General features: G+C 69.4%; 18 protein-coding genes and 2 tRNA genes. 14 read left to right on the top strand and 6 right to left on the bottom strand.

The window, feature by feature from the left end:
* Positions 1 to 195: 195 nt before the first annotated feature.
* The 10 genes from CMC5_RS24775 (at position 196) to CMC5_RS24730 (ending at position 9,933) form a co-directional block, all read left to right on the top strand.
* Positions 196 to 1,188 carry a formylglycine-generating enzyme family protein gene (locus CMC5_RS24775; protein ID WP_050432745.1) on the top strand — a complete coding sequence of 331 codons (993 nt, stop codon included), beginning with the start codon at positions 196 to 198 and terminating at the stop codon, positions 1,186 to 1,188.
* Positions 1,188 to 2,150 (top strand): formylglycine-generating enzyme family protein, encoded by a 963-nt coding sequence (locus CMC5_RS24770; RefSeq protein ID WP_050432744.1) that lies wholly within the window; start codon positions 1,188 to 1,190, stop codon positions 2,148 to 2,150. Before CMC5_RS24775 ends, CMC5_RS24770 begins: the two co-directional genes overlap by 1 nt.
* Before the next feature lie 81 nt (positions 2,151 to 2,231).
* On the top strand, positions 2,232 to 3,623 hold the full coding sequence (locus CMC5_RS24765; RefSeq protein ID WP_050432743.1) for a serine/threonine-protein kinase: 1,392 nt from the start codon (positions 2,232 to 2,234) through the stop codon (positions 3,621 to 3,623).
* Between the two features lie 246 nt (positions 3,624 to 3,869).
* Positions 3,870 to 3,943, top strand: a tRNA-Ile gene (locus CMC5_RS24760).
* A 46-nt stretch (positions 3,944 to 3,989) separates the two neighbouring features.
* Positions 3,990 to 4,739 (top strand): zinc ribbon domain-containing protein, encoded by a 750-nt coding sequence (locus CMC5_RS24755; RefSeq protein WP_050432742.1) that lies wholly within the window; start codon positions 3,990 to 3,992, stop codon positions 4,737 to 4,739.
* A 12-nt stretch (positions 4,740 to 4,751) separates the two neighbouring features.
* Positions 4,752 to 6,014 carry a serine/threonine-protein kinase gene (locus tag CMC5_RS24750; RefSeq protein ID WP_050432741.1) on the top strand — a complete coding sequence of 421 codons (1,263 nt, stop codon included), beginning with the start codon at positions 4,752 to 4,754 and terminating at the stop codon, positions 6,012 to 6,014.
* Positions 6,015 to 6,078: 64 nt separating this feature from the next.
* The gene (locus CMC5_RS24745) at positions 6,079 to 6,546 is read left to right on the top strand and encodes a hypothetical protein (protein ID WP_245677732.1); all 468 of its coding nucleotides are present in this window, start codon (positions 6,079 to 6,081) and stop codon (positions 6,544 to 6,546) included.
* Between the two features lie 24 nt (positions 6,547 to 6,570).
* A complete protein-coding gene (locus CMC5_RS24740) occupies positions 6,571 to 8,967 on the top strand; it encodes a PrkA family serine protein kinase (protein WP_245677731.1) in 2,397 nt (798 codons plus the stop codon).
* A 13-nt stretch (positions 8,968 to 8,980) separates the two neighbouring features.
* Entirely contained in the window at positions 8,981 to 9,757 is a 777-nt protein-coding gene (locus tag CMC5_RS24735) for a TatD family hydrolase (RefSeq protein ID WP_050432739.1), read from the top strand.
* Between the two features lie 99 nt (positions 9,758 to 9,856).
* Positions 9,857 to 9,933: transfer RNA gene (locus CMC5_RS24730), tRNA-Met, on the top strand.
* A 199-nt stretch (positions 9,934 to 10,132) separates the two neighbouring features.
* Here CMC5_RS24730 and CMC5_RS24725 read toward each other — a convergent pair.
* Entirely contained in the window at positions 10,133 to 11,752 is a 1,620-nt protein-coding gene (locus CMC5_RS24725) for a L,D-transpeptidase (protein WP_245677730.1), read from the bottom strand.
* A 39-nt stretch (positions 11,753 to 11,791) separates the two neighbouring features.
* On the opposite strand from CMC5_RS24725, the gene CMC5_RS24720 reads away from it, so the two are divergent.
* Entirely contained in the window at positions 11,792 to 12,517 is a 726-nt protein-coding gene (locus tag CMC5_RS24720) for a protein-tyrosine phosphatase family protein (RefSeq protein WP_063796342.1), read from the top strand.
* A 181-nt stretch (positions 12,518 to 12,698) separates the two neighbouring features.
* On the opposite strand, the gene murJ is transcribed toward CMC5_RS24720, so the two are convergent.
* Positions 12,699 to 14,555: a murein biosynthesis integral membrane protein MurJ gene (gene murJ / locus CMC5_RS24715; protein WP_245677729.1), complete on the bottom strand. Its 1,857-nt coding sequence runs from the start codon at positions 14,553 to 14,555 to the stop codon at positions 12,699 to 12,701.
* 317 nt (positions 14,556 to 14,872) lie between these two features.
* On the opposite strand from murJ, the gene CMC5_RS24710 reads away from it, so the two are divergent.
* Together CMC5_RS24710 and CMC5_RS24705 are read left to right on the top strand one after the other, a co-directional pair.
* Positions 14,873 to 15,889, top strand: a complete 1,017-nt coding sequence (locus tag CMC5_RS24710; RefSeq protein WP_245677728.1) for a type 1 glutamine amidotransferase family protein — start codon at positions 14,873 to 14,875, stop codon at positions 15,887 to 15,889.
* A 536-nt stretch (positions 15,890 to 16,425) separates the two neighbouring features.
* Complete coding sequence (locus CMC5_RS24705; protein WP_050432738.1) at positions 16,426 to 16,770, top strand: hypothetical protein; 345 nt, start codon at positions 16,426 to 16,428, stop codon at positions 16,768 to 16,770.
* Positions 16,771 to 16,884: 114 nt separating this feature from the next.
* Here the strand turns inward: CMC5_RS24705 and CMC5_RS24700 are convergent, their stop codons facing one another.
* From CMC5_RS24700 to CMC5_RS24685, 4 genes are all read right to left on the bottom strand, one after another.
* Positions 16,885 to 17,724 carry a hypothetical protein gene (locus CMC5_RS24700; protein WP_050432737.1) on the bottom strand — a complete coding sequence of 280 codons (840 nt, stop codon included), beginning with the start codon at positions 17,722 to 17,724 and terminating at the stop codon, positions 16,885 to 16,887.
* Between the two features lie 538 nt (positions 17,725 to 18,262).
* Complete coding sequence (locus tag CMC5_RS24695; protein WP_050432736.1) at positions 18,263 to 19,672, bottom strand: tetratricopeptide repeat protein; 1,410 nt, start codon at positions 19,670 to 19,672, stop codon at positions 18,263 to 18,265.
* Positions 19,673 to 19,778: 106 nt separating this feature from the next.
* A complete protein-coding gene (locus CMC5_RS46070; protein WP_169796645.1) occupies positions 19,779 to 20,009 on the bottom strand; it encodes a hypothetical protein in 231 nt (76 codons plus the stop codon).
* Positions 20,010 to 20,068: 59 nt separating this feature from the next.
* Positions 20,069 to 21,064 (bottom strand): hypothetical protein, encoded by a 996-nt coding sequence (locus tag CMC5_RS24685; protein WP_050432734.1) that lies wholly within the window; start codon positions 21,062 to 21,064, stop codon positions 20,069 to 20,071.
* 396 nt (positions 21,065 to 21,460) lie between these two features.
* Between CMC5_RS24685 and CMC5_RS24680 the strand changes: the two genes are divergently transcribed.
* Positions 21,461 to 22,399: an RpnC/YadD family protein gene (locus CMC5_RS24680; RefSeq protein WP_050432733.1), complete on the top strand. Its 939-nt coding sequence runs from the start codon at positions 21,461 to 21,463 to the stop codon at positions 22,397 to 22,399.
* The last annotated feature ends 150 nt before the right edge of the window (positions 22,400 to 22,549 follow it).

Genomic DNA, 22,549 nt, shown 5'->3' with positions numbered 1-22,549 from the left:
CTAGCACACGAGGGCGTGCGCGGGTCAACCCCGCGCCCGTCGTTGCCATCTCCCGACGACCCGAACCGTGGCGCGAGCGCGCCCCGTTGCTCACGCTCGTCAGTTCGTCAAGCCGAGACCTTCTCTTCGGACATCGTCCGATTTTTCTCTCGCGCTGCGGCTCTGGTACATGAGCTATGAGGCGGGGGTCGGGCGGTGAGAAGTGGGCGAAACGGCAACCTGGTCACGGCGATCGGCGCAGGCATTGCAGTCGGCGCGGGCGCCCTCGTCACGTACGAAGCCGTGTGCTCCATGATCGTCGGCCGACCCGCGCGGCGAGGGGAGGGGAGCCCGGACCCGATCGTGCACGCCCTTTCGTCCGCGCCGCCGCTCCACGCCGAGGCGCCCTCATCCGCCCCCCCCTCGACGCGGGAACCCCACGATCGCTTCGCCGACGATCCGACGATCTCCGCCGCTTGCCCCCCCGACATGACGCTCGTCGAAGGCGACTTCTGCCCGGCGCTTGCCTACCGCTGCGCCCGCCCCGCGGAAGATCACGGCTTCGGCTGCGCGGAGTACGAGCGTGGCCAGCGCTGCCTCGAGCCCACCGATCCCCGACGCTTCTGCATCGACCGACACGAGTGGCCCAACCGCATCGGCGAGCCGCCCACCGTCTTCGTCGACTGGCACGACGCGCGCTCGCTCTGCGCGGGCGCCGGCAAGCGCCTCTGCCGCCGCTCCGAGTGGACGCTCGCCTGCGAGGGACCCAAGCGACTGCCTTATCCCTGGGGCTTCGTCCGCGCCCCCAGCCCGTGCAACGTCGACCGCGCCGCCATCCCTCCGGACGTCCCGGCCTTGCTCCGCCCCTCCACCCGCGACGAGGAGCTGGCCCGCCTCTGGCAAGCCGACCCCATCGGCTCCCATCCCGACTGCATCAGCAGCTTCGGCGCCTACGACCTGTCCGGCAACGTGGACGAGTGGACGGACAACCTCGCCGACGACCCCGGCACGTCCACCCCCTCCACCTTGAACGGCGGCTACTGGGGACCGGTGCGCAACACCTGTCGCCTCACCACCACCGCGCATGGCCCCGACTTCCGCTTCTACCAGGTCGGCTTCCGCTGCTGTGCCGAGCCCATCGATGGCGTCGTCACCCCGCCGCCGCGCCCCTGGGTCGATCGCAAGCGCCGTCAGGTGAGGGACGGCTGATGCGCGATCGCCTCGTCTTTCTCGCCGCGCTCCTCGCCGCCGCGCTCCTCGGCGCGCTGCTCTTCATGCCCCGCTTCCGCGTGGCGTTCGACGCCCCCGACCTCCCCACGAGCGCGCCGGCGCCGCCCCCTCCGCCACCGCCGCCCCCCCCCGAACCTCCGCCACCGCCGCCCCCCCCGCCGCCGTACGTGCGCGTGAACCCCGACGGCGCCACGGCGTGCCCGGCGGACATGGTCCTCGTCGACGGCATCTACTGCCCCTTCGTCGGGCACCGCTGCGCGCGCTACCTCGACCAGGCCCGTGACGCCTGCGACACCTTCGCCGCCGACGTCCTCTGCGAGGGCCGCCTCCAGCGGCGCCGCTACTGCGTCGACCAGCACGAGTACCCCAACCTCGTCGGCGCTCGCCCCGTGGTCATGGCCGACTGGAACGACGCCCAGCGCGCCTGCGCCGCCGAGAACAAGCGCCTCTGCACCACCGAAGAGTGGGAGTTCGCCTGCGAGGGCCCCCAGATGTGGCCTTACCCGTACGGCATCGAGCGCGACGCCAGGGCTTGCAACATCGACCAGGAAGCCACGGCGCCCACCCCCGACGCCTCCGACCCGTGGAACCTCGGCGAGGAGGTCGAACGCCTCGATCAACGCATCCCTTCGGGCGAGCGGCACCGCTGCGTCAGCCCCTTCGGTGTCTACGACATGACCGGCAACGTCGACGAGTGGGTGACGAACGAGCAAGGCAAGAGCCACGAAGCCCCGTTCCGCTCCTCGCTCAAAGGCAGCGCCGCCGGCGCGCTCACCCGGGCCCGTTGCCGACCCACCAACGCCGTCCACGACCCCACCTACCGCTCCCATCAGGTCGGCTTTCGCTGCTGCGCCGACCCGCTCGATGGCAGCCGCTCGCGCCAGGCCGCACCCCAGACCTCGCACATCCCCAAGCGCCAGCGCATGACCGCCCCGCGGTGAGGCCTCGCACGCCCACGGCGCCTGGTGCCGCGCGCGCCGGGGACAGCGCGCCATGCCCCGGGTTGCGGTATAGATCCGCGGGTGACCACCGAGCAGAGCGCGACAGCCCCCGTCCAGCCCGGTGAGATCCTTGCCGGCAAGTACCGCGTCGATCGCGTCCTCGGCCAGGGAGGCATGGGCGTCGTCGTCGCCGCCACCCACACCCACCTCGGCCAGCGGGTCGCCCTCAAGTTCCTCCTGCCCGAGCTCGCCAGACGGCACGACGTCGTGGCCCGCTTCGACCGCGAAGCCCGCGCCGCCGTCCGCATCCAGAGCGAGCACGTCGTCCGCGTCCTCGACACGGGCGTCCTCGAGAACGGCGCGCCGTTCATGGTCATGGAATTCCTCGAGGGCGACGACCTCCAGCAGCTCGTACGCGCCCGCGGCCGCCTGGAGATCACCGACGCCGTCGAGTACCTCCTCCAGGCCTGCGAGTGCCTCGCCGAGGCCCACATGGCGGGCATCGTGCACCGCGACATCAAGCCGGCGAACCTCTTCCTCACCCGGCGCGCCGACGGCTCCCCCCTGGTCAAGGTCCTCGATTTCGGCATCTCCAAGGCCAACCTCCTGAGCGGCGAGGGCCCCTCGTCCGCGCCCCTCACGCAGACTGCCGCGCTGATGGGCTCGCCCAAGTACATGTCGCCGGAGCAGCTCAAGTCGGCCCGCGACGTCGACGCCCGCACCGACATCTGGGCCCTCGGCATCGTCCTCCACGAGCTGCTCACCGGCGAGGCCGCGTTCATCGCGACGACCATGGCAGAGCTGTGCATGTCCATCCTCGGCCAGCCACCTCCGTCACTCCGGTCCCGCCGCACCGACGCGCCGGCCGGGCTCGAAGCCGTCATCCTCCGCTGTCTCGAGAAAGAGCCTGCCCGGCGGTACGCCAACGTGGCCGAGCTGGCCGTCGCCCTGGCCGAGTTCGCGCCACGCGCCCGCGTATCGGCCGAGCGCGTCCTGCGCATTCTTCAGGCGAAGGGGCACGCGACCCAGGTCTCGCTTCCGCCCGCCGCGCAGCCTCGGGCCGCCGCCCCCCCACCTGGAACCCCGGCAGCTCCAGGAGCCCCGGCCTTCCAGGCCACCGTGCCCCAGGCGCCCCTCCACAGCGCTGCCCCGCCACACGGCCCGGGCCCTGGTGGCGTCTCCTATCCCCCGCCAGGCCATGGCCCACCCGCGGTCGCTGGCGCCTACGCCGGCCCCCCTGGCTACGCTGCCCCGATCCCGCCCGCGTACGCCCCGCACTCCCCCCCCGTGCACCACGGACCCCACTACCACCCAGGTCCGCAACCCTATGCCGCCCATGGCCCGCCAGCGCCTCGCGCGGGCTCCATCCACCCTTCCACGATCATCCTCATCGCGCTCATCTCGTTCATCGTCCTGGGTGTCGGCAGCTGCAGCCTGTGCGTCTGCCTCGGGGCTGCGGCCGGCTCTGGCTGATCCGCGCGAAGCAGCCGTCCCGACCCGAACATCCGCCCAGCAGGCGCCTCACCTCGTCGACGAACGCCCGTCGGCCATGGCCGCATCCCCCTGCGCCGTGGGCCGCCTGGGCTCCTCCGGACGTGCCACCTGCAGCCAATCCCTTCCAACGGAGGTCCGCTTGGACTACGTTGTCACCGTCGTTGTCGCTTCGCAGCGTCGGACGGCACGGGACTCGCCCCCTGACCACGGGCGGCCTCGACGCACGGGCCTATAGCTCAATCGGTCAGAGCCCCCGGCTCATAACCGGGCTGTTCCTGGTTCAAGTCCAGGTGGGCCCACCCGAAACTCGCAGCGTAGGAACGAAGTAAGGAGACGAAGGAACACGTGACCATAAGCGATCAGATCCCGCCGCTCGAGGAACTGTCCGCCATAGACATCGAACTCCGCCGCATCGAAGAACAGCTCAACAAACATCGGGGCCAGCTCGATGGGATGCGGTCGGAGGTAAAGACGCTAGAGGACAGACTCAAGGCCGACCGGGAGACCCTGACCACCATGGACAGGGCCCGCAGCGAGCTCCAGGTAGAGCTCCGGCAGATGGCCAACCAGATCGAGCGCTCCCGGGAGAAGCTGAACCGTTCCCGCAACGAGCGCGAGTCGATGGCAGCTCAGCGAGAGATCGAAGAGCTCCGCAAACTCCAGCGTGACCGTGAAGAGGAACTCGAGCGACTTACCGGCGCTGCCGACGGAGCCCGAACCTCAATCTCCGACGCTGACGGCAGGCTCACCGACGTCAGCCGCGCACTCGAAGGCACCGCCCCCGGCGCCACCGAATCCCTCGCCACCCTCGACGTCGAGAAGCAGGCCCGCCTCGAAGCGCGCGCTCAGGTGGTCACCCGGCTGCCTACCCAGCTCTATCGCCGCTACGAGTCGATCCGCACCCGTCGCCCTGTCGCGATCGCGCGCGTCGTGAACGGCATTTGCCTCGGCTGTCACATGTCCATCCCACCCATGATGATCCAGAAGATGCGGCGCCTGGAGGCTTTCGAGCAGTGCCCGAGCTGCGTGCGCATCATCTACTACTACCAGGCGCCTGCGGAGACGGCGTCCTCGGCAGACCCGTCACGCGCCTGATCCGAGCCCCGCTTGAAAGCCTGCCCGTCCTGTCAGAGGCTCTTTCCCGAGGACGGCGCCTACTGTCCGATCGACGGGGAGCGTCTCTCGTCGGTCACCGAAGCGCTGGTGCCCACTGATCCGGACGATCCGCGCGTCGGCAAGGCCTTCTGCAACGGCCGCTACCAGATCCGGCGTGTGGTCGCCGACGGCGGGACGGGTCGCGTCTACCAGGCCCTGGACCTCAAGGACAGCCGGAGCGTCGCGCTCAAGATCCTCCACGGCGACGTGATCCTGGACGAGATCGCGCTCCAGCGCTTCCGCCGCGAGTTCGAGGTCAGCGCCGCGCTCCCGCACGAGCACATCATCGAGGTCTTCGCCTTCGAGAAGACCGAGGACAAGAGCTTCGCGCTGGTCATGGAGTACCTGGAGGGCGAAGAACTCCGTGCGCAGCTCAAGCGCGACAAGGTCATCGCCCCCGCGCGGCTCGTCCGCATGGTCTCGCAGATCGCCATTGGCCTCGGCGCCGCGCACGACCACAAAGTGGTGCACCGCGATCTCAAGCCCGACAACATCTTCCTCGTCGGCACCCGCGACGGCGATCGCGTCAAGATCCTCGATTTCGGCAGCGTCCGTGACAACAACGAGGGCGTGAAGAAGCTGACGGCGATCGGCACCACCATCGGCTCGCCGTTCTACATGTCGCCGGAACAAGCGCAGGCGCTACCCACCCTCGATCACCGCGCCGACGTGTGGTCGCTCGGCGCGATCATCTACGAGTGCGCTGCGGGCACCGTCCCCTTCCGCGGCACCACCGGCCCGGCGATCCTCCTCGCCATCCTCACCGAGGAGCCGCTCCCTCCGAGCGTGGTCCACGACGCCGCGCCGAGGACACTCGACCCGCTGATGCTCCGCGTCCTGACCAAGGACGCCGATGCCCGCATCCCCACCACGGCGGAGCTCGCCGACGCCCTGGGGCACGCGTACGGCCTCGAAGGTACCCACCGCGACTGGGCGCTCGTGCCCCAGGACGAACTCACCGAGCAGATCGAACGAGGTCTCCCGCGCGCGCTCGAACGCCACGATGCGGAGATTGCTGCCCGGGGCGAGCCCATCCGGAAGCCGAGCGATCCTTCGGACGAGCTGTTCCGTGCAGGCTCGCATGGCGGTCCGGTGACGTTTCAAGAAGACACGTCCATGGCTGCCCCCAGACCCATGCAACGGTGGATCGTTCCGCTCATCGCGGGAACGGCCGTCCTGGTCGGGGTGGTCGTTGCGTTCCTCATCGCCCGCTGACGGCGGAGCGTGATATCTAGAAGGCGTGAATCACGCGCCATCGCACTGGAACAGGCTCTCTCCCTTGGCCCTCGCCGCCCTCACGCTGGCTGCGGCTGCCGGATGTACCCCGAGCGAGGCGGCCACGCCCCCGGCGGCTGAAGCCGAGAGCGCGGCGGCGCCGGCCAAGGGCCCCAAGGTCGACACCGAGACCTACGTCATGGAGATGAAGCCGACCAAGAAGTACAAGGCCGGCCAGGAAGATACGGTCGAGGTCACCCTGATCCCGAAGGCGCCGTACCACATCAACGACAAGTACCCGATCAAGTTCAAGCCCACCGACCCGGCCCCGGACGGCATCAAGTACACGAAGGCCGTCCTCAAGAAGGAAGACGGCGCCGTCGACGACAAAAAGGCCGTGTTCAAGGTCCCCTTCGTGGCCGCGAAGGCAGGCCAGGCCAAGGTCTCCGGTGTCCTGTACATGAGCGTCTGCAGCGATGCGAACTGCATCATGGACAAGCAAGAACTCGAGGCGAACGTCGACGTCGAGTAGACGCGGGGCTACACTCAGCTCCCCTTGAGCCACGAATCCTCCGCCAGCCGGGGCGACAAGGCCGGCCCCACCACTGCCCGCCACGATCCCGAACGCGCCGCGGAGCGAACGCGGGTCGCGCTCACCGATCTCGACGCCATCGCCTCGACGATGGCCCGTCGCTTCAACGAGGAGCGGCGTGTCCTGTCGTTCCAGCAGTACCTGGAGCTCTTCGCCGCTGACCCCATCGGTCAGGGGAGGGACGCGGCCCGGTACGTGCGCGACCTGTTCGATCACTACGGCACCCGCAAGGTGAAACGGCCGTGGGGCGAGCTGACCCGCTTCAACCTCTTCGACCTGCCGTGGGAAGCGCCGGTGCCGTCGTCCCAGAGCAGCGGGGGCCCGATCGCCGCCCACCACGGCCGCGACGGCGCGCTCGTGGGTCAGGAAGACATCCAGGCCGAGATCTACCGCGCCCTCTGCAACTTCGTCCGCGAGGGTCGCGCCAACCGCCTGATCCTCATGCATGGCCCGAACGGCTCGGCGAAGAGCACCGTCGCCGCCTGCATCCTCCGCGCCCTGGAGCACTACGCCACCCTCGACGAGGGCGCCCTCTACCGCTTCCACTGGGTGTTCCCCAGCCGCAAGGCGGTGCGCGGCACCATCGGCTTCGGCGGTGAGGTCACGGCCAGCAGCGGCGACGAGGTGAGCTACGCGCACCTCGCCGACGACCAGATCGACACCCGCCTGGTCATCGAGCTGCGCGACCACCCCCTTTTCCTCCTCCCGCTCCCCGAACGCCGGGCTCTCATCCTCAAGCTCTACGAGAACGCCGGCGCCACCGAGCCCCCGCCCGAGTGGCTGATGAGCGGCAAGCTCTCGCACAAGAACCAGCAGGTCTTCGAGGCCCTCCTCGCCGCGAACGCAGGCTCCCTCGTCGAGGTGCTGCGCCACGTCCAGGTGGAGCGCTACTTCATCTCCCGCCGCTACCGCCTCGGCGCCGTCACCGTCGGCCCCGAGCTGTCGGTCGACGCCGGCGAGCGCCAGATCACCGCCGACCGCTCCCTGGCCTCGCTCCCCACCTCCCTCCAGGCCACCACCCTCTTCGAGGCCCACGGCGAACTCATCGAGGCCGCTGGCGGCGTCCTCGAGTTCAGCGACCTCCTCAAGCGCCCCATCGACGCCTTCCGCTACCTCCAGCTCACCCTGGAGACCGGCGAGGTCAGCCTGCCCCAGCAGACCGTGCAGACCAACGTGGTGATGATCGGCAGCGCCAACGAGATCCACCTCTCGGCCTTCCGCGAGCACCACGAGTTCCCGAGCTTCCGGGGCCGCTTCGAGCTGATCCGCGCCCCCTACCTCCGCGCCTGGACCGACGAGCAGACCATCTACGACGCGCAGATCGTCCCCTTCGTCACCCGGCACGTCGCCCCGCACGCCACCCGCGTCGCCGCGCAGTTCGCCGTGCTCTCCCGCATGCGCCAGCCCGAGTCGAAGCGTTACGCCGACGCCCTCGCGCCCGTCATCGCCGCGCTCACGGCCGAGGAGAAGATGGACCTCTACGCCACCGGCGCGCCCCCCGAGCGCCTCGAAGAAGACGCCCAGAAGCTCCTCAAGGCCGGCGTCGACGCCCTCTACCACGAGAGCGACGCCGCCGGAGACTACGAGGGCCGCCTCGGCATCTCCCCCCGCGAGATCCGCACCGTGCTCCTCGATGGCGCCCAGAGCCCCGAGTACGCCTGCCTCTCGCCCTTCGCCGTCCTCACCGAGCTCGACGAGATCTGCAAACGCCAGTCGGAGTTCGACTGGCTCAAGGAGAAGGCCCTCGCCGGCGGCTACCACGACCACCGCCTCTTCCGCGAGATCGTCCGCCGCCGCCTCCTCGACCTCCTCGAAGAAGAGATGCGCGCTGCCAGCGGCCTCGTCGAGGAAGGCCGTTACGCCGAGCTGTTCGATCGCTACACCGCCCACGTCACCGTGTGGGTGAAGGGCGAGAAGATCCGGAACCCCCACACCGGCGACTACGAACAACCCGACGAGCGCATGATGCGCGAAGTCGAAGCCTTGCTCGGCGTCCGCAGCCGCCACGAAGACCACCGCCGCGGCCTCATCTCGTCCATCGCTGCCTGGGCCATCGACCACCCTGGCCAGAAGGTCGTGAACGACATCGTCTTCCCGCACCTGCTCCGCAAGCTGCGCGACGCCGTCTTCAGCGACCGCAGGAAGGGCGTCGCCCTCCTCGTGCGCGACCTCTACACCTACCTCAGCTCCAGCAAGGAGCAGTCCTCCCGCGACCCCTCCCTGGGCGAGCTGCGGGAAGAGCAGCGCAAGAACGCCCGCGAAGCCCTCGAACGGCTGCACAAGATGGGCTATTGCGACCACTGCGCCCTCGACGCCGCCAGCGCCCTCCTTCGCGCCCGCTACGCCGAGCTGGTGACCTGACCCCCCGACCCGCATGCTGATCGACTCCCACTGCCACCTCGACCCCGGCTACTTCAAAGAAGGCCCCGAAGCCGTCATCGAGCGCGCCAACGCCGCCGGCGTCTCCCGCTTCGTCGTCATCGGCGTCGGCGAGGACCTCGCCCCCGCCCACTTCGCCATCGACCTCGCCGCGCGCCGCCCCGACGTCCACGCCACCGTCGGCCTCCACCCCCACGACGCCACCCGCTCCACCGACGAGCTCCTCGCCGAGATCCGCGTCCTCGCCGCGCGCCCCGAGGTCGTCGCCGTCGGCGAGATCGGCCTCGACTACCACTACATGCACTCCCCCCGGGACCAGCAACAGCGCGTCTTCCGCGACCTCATCCGCATCGCCCGTGAGGTCCAGAAGCCCATCGTCGTCCACACCCGCGAAGCCGCCGACGACACCCTCGCCCTCCTCGAAGAAGAGCGCGCCTCCGAGGTCGGCGGCATCATCCACTGCTTCAGCGAAGACCGCCCCTTCGCCGAGCGCGCCCTGGCCCTCGACTTCGACCTCTCCTTCTCGGGCATCGTCACCTTCCGCAGCGCGACCGCCATCCAGGAAGTCGCCGCCTGGGCGCCTGCCGACCGCATCCTCGTCGAGACCGACAGCCCCTACCTCGCCCCCATCCCGTTCCGCGGCAAGCGCTGCGAACCCGCCCACGTCGCGCACACCGCCCGCTTCATCGCCGGCCTCCGCAACGAACCCTTCGAGACCCTGGCCGAGCACACCGCCGCGAACACCCGCCGCCGCCTCCGCCTCCCGGACTGATCCGGACCCACACGATCGACACACGCACGCTTGACAGATTCGAGACTCATCGCCATAGTCCGCCCCCGCTTACGACTTGGGGCGCAACCCGCCTCATTCGCCGAAGTAGCTCAGATGGCTAGAGCAGGCGTTTCATACGCGCCGGGTCGGGGGTTCGATTCCCTCCTTCGGCACCACCCGTTGGTGCAACGACACGCACGATAGACGAACCGGAATCAGGCACTGTCTGATTCCACGTCGTCCGTCACCAGAGCCTGGCTCCGCACCCTCGCGACCCGTGATGGTCTGGTGCCTCGCGTCCGGGTCCTCCCTTCACGCAGAGGCCCTGGACCCACGCCATCGCGACCGGCGAACGCCGGGTTCCGACCCCTGGCCTCACGGCCGGATGTTCACGATCGTCCCTTCGCCCTCGCCGCTGTAGACCGCGTGCCACCCCTCGGGCACCTGCGGCTCGGTCCAGGTGAAGAGCCGACGCGCATCCACCGGCAACATCGCCACGTTGTGGAACGTCCGCGCCTCGCCGACCGTGTCGCTCCAGTACATCCCCGTCAACGACACCGCCGGATCCAGCTCCATCACCCACGGCGCGTCCGCCACATCGAAGCTTTCCCCCACCTCGCGCGGATCCACCCCGCGCGTCACATGCTTGCTCCGCACCCGGAACACCCCCCGCGGCGTCGACGCGGTCGTTGCCGCATCCTGGAGCTGATCGTGGCCCGTCGAGACCAGCGTCGCGTACACCGCCTTCTGCCCCTCGTACGCCGTCAGCGTCTGGTTCGCCACGCTCACGTCCAGCCACCGCGTCGACCCTTGCGCGAAGTCCGGGAACTTCGTCCGCTTCACGACCACCACGAGGTCCTGCGCCCGCAGCCAGTACCCCGCCCGCGCCTCCTCGAACCGCATCCCCTCCACCGTCCGGAAACGCCCCGTCAGCGGCACCGCCGTCCGCTTCTCCAGCTCGTCGTCCGTCATCGTCGCCTTCCCTGGCGCGAGCGACCACGCGTGCACCTCGTACCGATGCACGAACGCCACCGGCAGCGGATCCTTCTCCAGATCGATCCCGTGCCACGTCGACCCCGGCACCGCTTGCAACCTGTCCGCCGGCACCAGCCGCCCCTCCGGCGTCACCCCGAACCGCCGCCCCTCACCCGCGCCGGCCTCCGAGATCTCGAAGCTCCGCGTGATCGCCACCCCGCTGCCCTTGCGCAGCGCGCTCACCTTCGCCCCCACCTCGCCCGCGACCACCGACAGCGGCACCAGCGGCGCCGCCGCGTTCCCCCCCACGAACCCGAAGAACGACCCCTCCGTCCGCTTCCCGTCGTCCCCCACGCCCTCCGCCGTCGGCAGCAGCACCGGCGGCCCTGACGCCACCCCGCGCTCATCCAGCGGCACATCGTTCGCCGCGGCCCCGATCGGCATCCCCGCCCGCTCGCTCACCTTGCTCTGCCACCGCCGCAGATCCGGCTCCGCCTCGCCCAGCGCCGCCGCATCCGGCACCCCCACGTACGCGGGCATCCCCGCCGTCAGCGCCCGCCCGTAGCGGTAGGGCAGGGGACGCGCCACCTGTGGCGGCGCCGGCAGCAGCGGCGCCACCTCCACCCGCAGCGTCACCCCATCCCCGTTGCACACGAACCCGCGCGGCCGCACCGCGTACCACCCTCCCGGGCATCCCTTCTTCCCGTACGTCGACCCCGACCGCGCCACCAGCGCCCCGGCCGACAGCTCCCCCACCTTCCGCGCGCCTGCCTCCGGCCGCTCCAGCACCACCGCCCCCGCGCGCACCGCCACCAGCTTCGGCCCGTCCGCTGCCGGCTCCGGCACCTCCAGCGGCCCTTGCGCCGCTCCCTTGGAAAGCCCCACGCCTCCCTCGGCCCCCGTGCATCCGGTCGCCGCCAGCGAAGCGAGCGCCAGCGCGTGAACGGCCCGCGAGACCAGGGAAGGAGAGGTCACCGACGTCATCGCCGACGCATGCACGAACCCCTCCGAGCGGGCCAACTTCTGGTCATCCAAGCCCTGGTGAGGCATGACTCCCCCGTGCCGCTCCCTCCCTCCCTCCGTACGGCCCTCTTCACCCCCTACCGCCTCGTCTTCTACCCCATGATCATCGCCCGCCGTGCTGCCGCCGCCGTCCGGCCCGGCGCGGACTGGCGCACCTGGATCACCCCCCACCTCCTCCTCGGCGGCTTCCTCTTCCCGAGCGACGTCGAGGTCCTCCAGCGGCTCGGCATCGGCGCCGTCATCAACGTCTCCCACGAGCTCATCGATCCCGTCATGGCCCTCCGCGCCGCCGGCATCGCCTACCACCACGTCGCCTGCTGGGACATGAGCACCCCCACCCTCGAGGACTGCGACACCGGCGTCCGCTTCCTCGCGAACCGCATCGAACGTGGCGAGCGTGTCTACGTCCACTGCGCCAGCGGCGTCGGCCGCAGCGTCGTCCTCTCCGCCTGCTACCTCGCCATCCACGACGGCATGCCCGTCGACGAGGTCTTGGACCGACTCCAGCGCCTCCGTCCGCGCATCAAGCTCCGCCCCTTCCAGCGCGCCTTCATCCACGAGTACGTCGCCTGGCGCCGCGACCGGGACGCCGCTGCTGCCGTCGCTTCCCCTGCCGCCGCCCCTGCTTCTGCCGCGGCCACCGCCACAGCCAGCGCTGCGACGGCGCCGGTCACCACGTCACCGGCTGTCGTCGCAGCCGCCACGACCGTCGGAGCGGCAGCCGAGCCGCTGGCCGAGCCGACGGTTCTTGCCGACGGCTGAGCCGACCGCCATCGTCGATGGCTTCGCGAAGGTCGCGGTCCGCGGCGTTCGCCAGCGACTCCGCTCAGCGCCTCGGCTCAGCGACTCCGCCGAGCGCCTCGGCTCAGCGACTCCGCCGAGCGCCTCGGCTCAGCGCCTCCGCCGAGCGCCTCCACTCAGCGCCTCCGCCGAGCGCCTCCACTCAGCGCCGCCGCAGCAGCGACCGCACGTTCAACAACCCGAGCCCCGGCGCGGCCAGCAGGAACGCCCCACCGAACGCCGCCAGCACCAGGAACGCGCCCAGCGGCCGACTGGTGAGCCCCTCCGGCAGCGCCCACCGCGCGCCGAGCCCCGCGCTCACCGACACCCCCGCGAGCGCGAGCACCCGCCCCAGCCGCACCGCTTCGAGCCCGAGCCCACCCACCTCGGCCCGCACCCGCCGCGCCAGCAGCAGCGCCTCCACCCACCCGGCGATCACCGCCCCCAGCACCACCCCCAGCACCGACAGCCCCTGCATCAGCACCAGCGACAGCGCCGTGCTCACCACCACCCGCACCAGCGCCAGCCGCGCCGGCGTCTTCGTGTCCCCCAGCGCGAAGCACGTCGTCCCCAGCACCCGCCCCGACGCATTCCCCAGCAGCGCGCCACCGTAGGCCGCCACCAGCGGTGCCACCCGCCCCGTCGCCTCTCGATCGAAGCTCCCCGTCTGCAGCAGCAGCGTGATCAGCTCCGGTCCCAGCGCGATCAGCGCCCCCATCGCCGGTAGCGCCAGCACCGACAGCCGCGACAGCGACGCCCCCAGCCGCGCCCGGATCGCCGCATCCCGCCGCGCCCGATCTGCCTCCGCCGTCTCCCGCGCCATCTCCGGCAGCGCCACCGCCGCCTCGCCTGTCCCCAGCAGGCTCATGGGCAGCAGGTAGACCGTCTGCGCATACCCGAACACCGCGTTCGCCCCCGTCCCCAGGAAGCTCACCAGCAGCGTGTCCACCAGCCCCGAGATCTGGATCACCCCGCGACCCAGCAGCGCCCCTGGCAGCCGCCGCGCCGCCTCGCGCACGTTCGGATTGTCGAGCCCCAGCCGGCCCTCCGGCTTCTCGCTCGCATCTCCCGCCTTCTCGCCAGCGCCTCCTGCGCTGCCAGCACTTGCTGCCTTCTCGCCAGCGCCTCTCGCGGCCTCATCCCCGCGCGCCACCTCGCTCAGCAGCCGCCGCGCGGCCGGCAGCAGCACCCCGAACTGCAACCCCGCGCCGACGAGCGCGCTCCACGCCAGCGCCTCGGCCAGCGCTTCCCCGCGCCAGCCCAGCCACCCACCGAGCCCCCACAGCGCTGCGATCTGCACCGCGCTCCACACCACGGGCGCCGCGTACGGCAAGAAGAACCGCCGGTGCGCGTTCAGCACCCCGAGCCCCCAGGCCGACAGCACCAGGAGCCCCGTCATCGGGAAGACGATCCGCACGATCTGCGTCGTCCGCGCGAGCCGCGCCGCATCGAACCCGGCCGCCAGCCCCGCCGAGAGCCACGGCGCCAGCAGCACCCCCAGCACCGACACCCCGCCGACGCCCAGCGCGAGCAACCCCAGCGACGCCCACGCGAACCTCGCCGCCTCGCGCCCCTGACCCCCGCCCCGCAGCTTCGCGTACACCGGGATGAACGACGCCGACAGCGTCCCTTCACCCAGCAGGTTCTGCGTGATGTTGCCGATCCGGAACGCCGCCGCGATCACGTCGGCCATCGCGCCGGCCCCGAAATAGTGGGCCATCACCCGCTGCCGCAGCAGCCCCACCAGCCGCGACAGCAGGATCCCCGCCGTCACCAGCAGCGCCGAGCGCCCGCTGGACGGCGCCTTTCCTGTGCGCGGTGTCACACCCTGGCTCTCCGTAGCCGTCACGGCACCAGCGCCTGTCGCGGCACCAGCGCCTGTCACGGCGCTCCCCGTGGCCGTGCTCGCCGTCCCTCCACCTGGCGCGGCGCCCGCCCCGCCGTTCTCCGCGCTCGCGTCGCTCGATGTCCCTGGCGAGGGGCTCTCGACGCCCCCCCGAACGGGACTCTTGGCGCTCACGCGGCGGCTTCTATCAGAAGCGCTCCAGGATGGGCGAGCTTTGCGCACTCTGTCCGAGACCGCCCCCGAGATCGTTGGACGTCATTGCACAACCCGTACCCTTCCGTGCCACCCGCTCGCCCCTTGCCCGAGCCTTTTTCCAGCCCACCGCGAGCCCGCGAGCCGATGAAACCCCGCGGTTTTCTCGCAGAAGAGCCCGGCTCCCACCCCTGGACACCTTGCTTTTCCGGATCCCCAGGGGGTGATATGGACATGTGCGAGGGGGGCTTTTGCTGCACACTTGAGACAGCACTGACGCACAGCCGACACCCCAGCCGATGACGCATCACCTCCACGCCGAAGCCCCCAGAGCGCCCTCCACCACGACCGAGCTCCGGCCGCTGCGCCTCTGTATCGTGGACATGAACAACGGCCACGTGAACCAGGCGATGCGCTGCCTGCGTGGCATGTCGGCGACCTTCTTCGAGCGCGTGCGCGTCTACAACCCCGACCTCCCCTGCGAGCTGTACGAGGTCTCCCCGCGCGACACCAACGACCCCATCCCGCGCGACTGCGACCTCTACATCGGCACCGGCGGCCCTGGCTCGCCGTTCGACGACGATGGCCAGCCCTGGACCTACGACCTCGGGCGCTTCCTCGACGAGACCGTCGAGTCCGTCCACCGGGGCGGCGCCGACCAGCGCGCCATGTTCGCCATCTGCCACTCCTTCGAGATGGTCGTCCGGCACTTCGACGTCGCCAAGATCGCCCCGCGCATCGACCGCAAGTTCGGGATCATGCCCATCTACATGACCACCGAGGGCCAGGCGCACCCCTTGCTCGCCCCCTTCGGCGACCGCCTCTTCGCCTTCGAGCACCGCAACTGGGAAGCCATCGACCTCGACGAGCGCAAGCTCGCCGCCCTCGGCGGCACCCTGCTCGCCCGCGAGAGCCGCGACGGCATCTCCAAGGGCCGCGCCATCCTCGGCCTCGACGTCGCCCCTGGCATCGAAGCCGTCCAGTTCCACCCCGAAGCCGACCGCGCCGGCGTCGTGAACTGGATCTCCCGCCCCGAGCAAGCCGCCGCCTTCAAGGCCACCTACGGCGAGGTCACCTACCAGGCCATGCTGCGCACCCTCGACGATCCGCGCCGCGTCGCCCGCACCTACACCTTGCTCATCCCCGGCTGGCTCACCCGCCGTTTCAACCTCATCGCCCCCCACCGCGGCTACACCCCGCTTTCCCCCGTCCCTGACGTGGTCCCCGAGCGCTTCACCAGCACCGCCGCCCCCCCCATCGGCGGCCGCGCCAGCAGCTTCCCCACCGCGCTCCAGCACGCCCCGAACAGCGCCTGAACTGCCGCGCTCCAGTGCGCATCGAACAGCGCCTGAGCTGACGCCCTTACCAGCGCGTCTCGAACGGCGCCTGAGCTACAGCCCCTGAGCCGCCCGCGGTGGCGCGGTGGCTGCACCCCGCCCTCGCTTCTTCTGCGCAGCGTCCGTGACCGAGAGTGCTGTGTCCGTGACCGAGTGCGCCGCGTCCGTGACCGAGTGCGCTGTGTCCGTGACCGAGTGCGCTGTGTCCGTGACCGAGTGCGCTGTGTCCGTGACCGAGTGCGCTGTGTCCGTGACCGAGTGCGCTGTGTCCGTGACCGACGCACCGCCTCCGCCGCACCGTCCGCCTCGCGCGCGCTTCCGCCCCTCTCGCCGCGGATATCGTCCCGTGTGCGTGCGCTGCGTTGTGCCCGCGCACTAAGGCTGCGCCTGACGCGACAACCTCGACATGCGCCGCATCGGAGGGGTGAGCCTGCGACGGGCATGGCCGGGGGCATTCAACCTCGGCAGCACCGCAAGCGGCCGGGAGTTTCGCTGTGAAAGCAGTTCAGGACCAGGTGCGCAATCTGGTGCTCAGCGTCTGGACGGGTCCAGGCGGCCTGAGCGACGAAGCGCCCCTCCTCGCGGGCGGCGTCGACGCGGCCGACCTTCGCACCTTGGCCACCCTGGTCGAGGAGCAGTTCATCATCGACGTCCACGAGGAGGAGATCGACGCCACCCACTTCGGCACCGTCACCCGCCTCGCCCACTTCGTGAACGCCAAGCTCACCCAGCTCCAGACCTGCCGCCGCGGTGCGAGCGGCACCTGGCACGACGACGCGCCACCGATCAGCTGCGACCTGGTGAGCCCGTCCTCCAGAGATCCCGACGATTTCCAGAACAGCACGGAGTCCGCCGCCTGAGCCGCCGAGCGCCAGCGCTCGTGGCGTGAGCGTCAGCTCTCGTGGCGTGAGCGTCAGTGCTCGTGGTCGAGCGCCAGCGCTGACGGACTCCGTGCCTCCACCCTCACCGCTGGATCAGGCCGCGTCGACCTCGCGCGCGTCAGGCGCAGGCGCCCCGCTGGTGGCGAGGGCCGTTTTCACGAGAGGCCCTTCGCTCGCGGTCGGCGTCACGGCCTCCGCGTCGGACCGACCGCCTTCCTCGCCCGACGACATGGCCTCCGCCAGCGCGGCCGCGGCGGCCTCGTCCTCCTCGTCCTCGTCCTCCTCCGCCGGCACGCTCTTGTCGCGCGTCGGATCCGGGAAGATGACGTCCTGCTTCGCCTTGTCGCGCGGGAACTCCGCCCGCACCAGGCCCATCAGCCGATCCACCTGCCGCGCGTGCTCCGCCCGCTGCGCGAACTCCTCCGCGTAGGCGTCCACGTACGCCTTTCTCGCGCCCTCGTAGCTCGTGCTCGAGGCCTTCAGCGACGTGAGCGCCGTCTGGATGCGCGGCATCCACGTTGCCGCGAGCTGCACCACCCCCGGCAGCTTGCTCTTCGAGAACCTGCCGAGCAGCTCCTCACACGGCTTGATCTGCGCCGACCCCCTGCGCACCACGACCGGCGTCAGCCCATCCGGGAACAGCGCGATGGTGACCGGCCCACGACGCCCCCCGTCCGCGATGTGCGCCGCGCTGTGCGTCATGCGGATCGCCTGATCCACGTGGTAGTTGCCGAACCGGACCCCCATCCGCGCGTGGACCATCGGCTTCCTGAGCGCCTGCCGCGCCAGGTACGCCACCTCCAGCTCGTCATTGAGCACCTCGAGCGGGTCGGCCAGCGCACTCGTCTCGGGAAACGCTCGGAGCCCTGCCTGCAAGCCGATGCCGTAGTCGGTGCGGATGGGGGAACCGGCGCTGTTTCTATATCTCCTCATACAAGTATCCCTCTCCAAGCGCCCGGGACCTACCGCGCGCTCTCGGAGAGGTTTGACGCGCAGCGTTGCTGACGTATTCGAGAAAAAAAGAAAGAAGATGTTTCCCCGGAAGAACGACCACGGTGGAACTGGGACCACCGTCCGGGGAGGAAAGAGGACGGTTTCGGGGTGGTGGGTGAGGAGGGAGGCGAGGAGGAAGGGGGGAGATTGGGGCGGGATTTCGTGGGGTCGGAGGGTGTTTGACCGGTCAAAGGGGGTGCTGCACGAGGTGCAGGAGGGTGTTTGACCGGTCAAAGGGGGTGCTGCACGAGGTGCAGGAGGGTGTTTGACCGGTCAAAGGGGGTGCTGCACGAGGTGCAGGAGGGTGTTTGACCGGTCGAAGGGGGTGCTGCACGAGGTGCAGGAGGGTGTTCGACCGGTCGATGCGGGGAGGACACGAGAGGGAGGAGGTCGGGCCGGGAAGGGGGAGGGGAGCGTGGGCGGAATGAGGAGGGGGGCGGGGAGAGTGGGGAGGGGGTACGGGTTGGGGAGGAGGAGATCAGGTTGCGGGGGGGAGGTCTGGCGGGGAACGGAGGGAGGCGATCAGGTCCGCGGTCTGCTGAGCGCGGTCCGTTCGGCCAAGCTGCTCGAAGCCGCTGCGAGAGCGCTCGAGAATGGCGAGACCCTCCTCGTGAGCACCCGTCGCGCAGAGCAGTTTGCCCATATCGATGCCAATGACACTGATGCCTTCCAGAAGCTCGGCTCGTTGCACGATGGCGTAAGCCCTGGCGAGGGTTTCCAAGGCCGGTTGTGGTTTATGGCTGGAGAGATGAATCCTGGCTATCTGCCAGAGTATCGCTGCGGTCTCCCTCGGATTGCCGAGCTGTTCGAAGACCAGGAGTCGCTCCTGGTGCAGGGCGAGTGCCTTGTCGATGTCGCCCTTCTTGACAAGGATTCGTGCGATGTCGCCGAGGGTGATGGCGCGAGCGCGGATGTCGCCGAGCTGCTCGAAGGTGGCTAGCTGCGTGCTGAATATGGAGAGTGCTCTGTCGATCTCAGCGGTCGACATGAGAATGAGAGCGATGCCTCTGCGCGCTACTTCCTGACTGGAAGCATCCTTGGCATTGATGGCCAGTTGCAGAGCATCTTCATGGAGAGCCAAGGCTCGGCCAAGATCTCCTTGGTGCATCTGGATCGTGCCCATCAGATTGAGCAAAGAGCTATGCAAGGGAGATGGAACCTCCTTGCAGCGGTGATGGGCTTCTTCGAGGATTGCCATTGCGCGTAGGGGCTGGCCTTGCGCATTCAGCAGGCGCGCTTCGATCAGGCTCCGATGCGGGCTGATACTCGTCGTATCAGGATGAAGCATGTCGTACCGCGCGAGGAGATCGCGCGCTTCATCGATTCTGAAAAGTGCCGCTGCGTTATGCGCGGCGGCAAGGAGCGGTTCTACTGCGTCGCCGGGAAGGGAGTCCAGCAACGGATCGTCTGAAACCCTTGCGAGGTCGGATGTCTCTTCAAGCCGTGCTCGCGCATCCGGGGCTCCTACCTTCAGCCAGAGAGTCGCGAAGTCGCAGAGATCTGGCGCATGACGTTGCAGATCGAGCGCGGCAGACGGGTGTAGCACCAGGATCCACGGCACGGCGAACGCTCGGGTCAGTTCATCTCGCTGGATGTTGAGCTGTGCGCAGACGGCTTTCCGGTCGGCGGCGGCTTCCAGATGCGTCAACATCAACAAGCGCGTCTCCCCTGCGCTCTGAAAAGCCGCTTTGAGCAGATCCCAGACTGCGAGCCCCCCTGGCCCATCCAGCCGGGCAGTCTGCACGCCACTCGCCGCCTCCTGGGTCCACCGCAAGAGCGCATCTCGATCCCGTGGCAGCGAAAGCTCCACCACGGCAAGCCTGAAGCCTGCCCCCTCGGACCAGGTGACGAACCGCTCGTAGGCTCTGGCGTCCTCTGGGGTGAACATCCGCGCTAGCTCGTCCCCAGGAGGCCGAGCGGCCGCACCGATCGAGGAGCCCAGCATCTTCAGCCTCTCAGCGTGCGTCCGTGGGGGCATTGCGGAACTCTGGCAGCTACGCGACGAGCGGGTGTACGTCGTACCAGCCTTCCCCGTTGTACTTGAAGGCCAGCCGGTGGAAGAGGACGGCCAAGCATTTGGGATCGGGTGAGATCTGCTTGTCGTCAGCGATCTGTCGCAGTGCATCCATCCAGCCGTTCGCGTTGATCAGATCCCGGATGCGCTGCTTGCGTCGGGTGATGGACCGCTCTGCATCGGCTTCGGTGATGACCTCTCCGCTGGCCATGTAGGCCGCCTGGGTCACCAGATCGAGCAGCTCCCGGATGGCGCCACCGCTTGCGAAGATCAGAGGTTTCGGGCTGGTTTGTCAGGGATCAAGGTGTCGAGGTCGATGCGCCTCGCAAGAGCTTCCTCCATCAGAGTGCGGCCTTCTCCATGGAATTCGTCGTACCGCTGCTTTCGATCCCTGAGCCGGATCGCGTAGAGCACGTGGCACGTGTAGATGCTGTCGAGGGCCGCGGAGCGCGGCTGGAGAAGCAGGCCGATGGGGGGCGTGAGGATCAGATTGCATCGGAGTTGACGCACTCGATCGGCGCCGTTCATCAGAAGCTTGTCGATGACGATCGGGTCGTAACGGTCGAGGTTGTCCACCACGACGAGCAGCGAGCGGCCCCCGAGCTGCGCGTTGGCCGCATCCAGCACTTGATTGACGCTCTGGAGCAGCGTGCCTGGGTACTTCCGGAGAACCTCTTTGACCTCGGTGCGGTACTGGCTCTCGTGCTTCATGAGCGCCTTGAGCCCACCGAACAGGCTCCCGAGGACCGGGAGCGAAAGTTTGGCTTCCGCGCCCGCGCTGGCTTCTGCGTTGAAGTCTTGAGCCCACTTCGTGGTCCGCACGACCTCCTGGAACCACTGCGTGACGCGCTGGATGAGGGCGGAATCGAGCGGCGTCCCCAGCGCGCGCAGCTTCTTCTCGACGGCGATCACCAGGTTGAGGAGCAGATCCTCCATCTCGATGTCGAGTGGGTCCATGTCCACCGTCGCCTCCAGGTAGACGGAGAGGTACTGACGGCTGAGGCTCTCCGTGAGCCGCAGGATCTCGGTGCTCTTGCCTGCACCGCGATGGCTGATGAGGGCTGCATGGACGAAGTTGCCCTCGTCGCGCCATTCCAGCTCGCGTGCGAGCATGGTGGTGGCCGCGTCGCCGCGTGCGGGAGAGAAGTCCTGCCAGCGCGGGTCATTGCTGCTCAGGGGCACGTCGACATCGCAGGTCCGGGGGATGTCTCGGAGGCGAGTCGCGGGCGCGAGGGGAGCCTGGGTGCTGCGGACGAGCTGGGTCATGGATCCTGGTCAGCGTAGTGCAGGGAAGGTGCTGGGCAAAGGGCACGGGCCGGCGCTGAGCCGGGGGTCGTGTGCGCCTTGGAGAGGCCTGGCGAGCTGGTCGTGCAGGATCGGAAGGACGATTCTCCGCAACCAGCGCTCTCGCGGTTCCGAAGACGTTTCATCCAGTCCCTGTCAGACCTCGCCGACCTTTCCTGGAGAGTTTCGCTCCAGCTTCGTCATGAGCCTGCCCCTCGCCCATGAGGTTGCGGATACCCACGAACGCCTCGGCCTGTCACGGCTCGCTGGCCTCAGCGGTTCGGTCGGAGCCTTCCCGAAGTCCCACATCCTTTCACCCTCTCCCCACACCCGCTCGGCCCCTCGGAGGTTTGCCCCATACCTCCCCCAGCGCGCTCGATGTCCCCCTCGCTCCAGCACAGCGCGCTCGTGCAGATCTTCCGGGATCGCCCCGAGCTCCTCCCGCGCTTGCTCCGCGAGCCCCTGGGTGTCCACGTCCCGCACCGCGCCCGGGTCACCGTGGTGGAGTCGACCCTCGACCAGCTCCAGCCCATCGAGTACCGCGCGGATCTCGTCGCGGAGATCCACGATGCGGCGGGGGACCTCGTACTTGCGGTCGTCGTCGAGGTGCAGCTCTCCATCGATCCGGACAAGCGGTACGTCTGGCCCGTGTACACGACGGTGCTGCGCGCCAGGAAGCGATGTCCGGTGCTCGTGCTGGTCGTCACGCCGAGCGAGAGCGTGGGCGCATGGGCAGCGCAGCCCATTCCGCTCGGGCCTGAGCTGGCGGATGGTCATCTTCGCCCACGGGTGCTCGGGCCGGCGCAGCTCCCTCGTATTACGGACAGCGCGGTCGCGTCGTTGGCTCCTGAGCTGGGCGTCTTGTCGGCGCTGGCTCATGGCAATCGACCTGACGGATTGCCGGTGGTGATGGCGGCGCTCCGGGGGCTGGAGCGACTGGAAGAAGAGACGGCTTCGGTCTATTTTCAGGTCATGCATGCGACGCTCCGGGAGCCGGTGCGCCGTGCACTGGAGGCCGTGGTGATAAAGGATCCGATCTTGCTCGATCTGCCGACGCCACCTTTCCTGTTCAAGCTCTTCGCGAAGCAGCTCGACGAGGCCAGGGCCGAAGGGCTGAAGGCGGGGAAGGTTGAAGGGTTGAAGGCGGGGAAGGTCGAGGGGCTGCGCGAGGTGCTCGTCGAGGTCGCGACGCGCGCCGGAGTGCCGCTGACGTCGGCGGCGCGGGCGCGCGTCGAGGGGTGCGACGACGTGGACACGCTGAAGCGCTGGATTGACAACGCACTGACGGCACGGAGCGCGGAAGAGCTGCTGGCGTGAGCTGCTCGTGTGAGCTGCTGGGGTGAGCGGGGTGTGGGGAGCGGGAGCGGGGGGCGCCGTAGGAGGCTCCGGCTTCGCCCGGGGCCGCGTGCGTCGTGTGGTGGGGTGGGTACAGGGCGAGTTTCGGGCGTTTCTTCCACCTACGGGTGG

It is taken from the genome of Chondromyces crocatus, from assembly GCF_001189295.1.
GTDB classification, from domain to species: Bacteria; Myxococcota_A; Polyangia; order Polyangiales; family Polyangiaceae; genus Chondromyces; species Chondromyces crocatus.
This window is presented reverse-complemented; position numbering and strand designations above follow the sequence as displayed.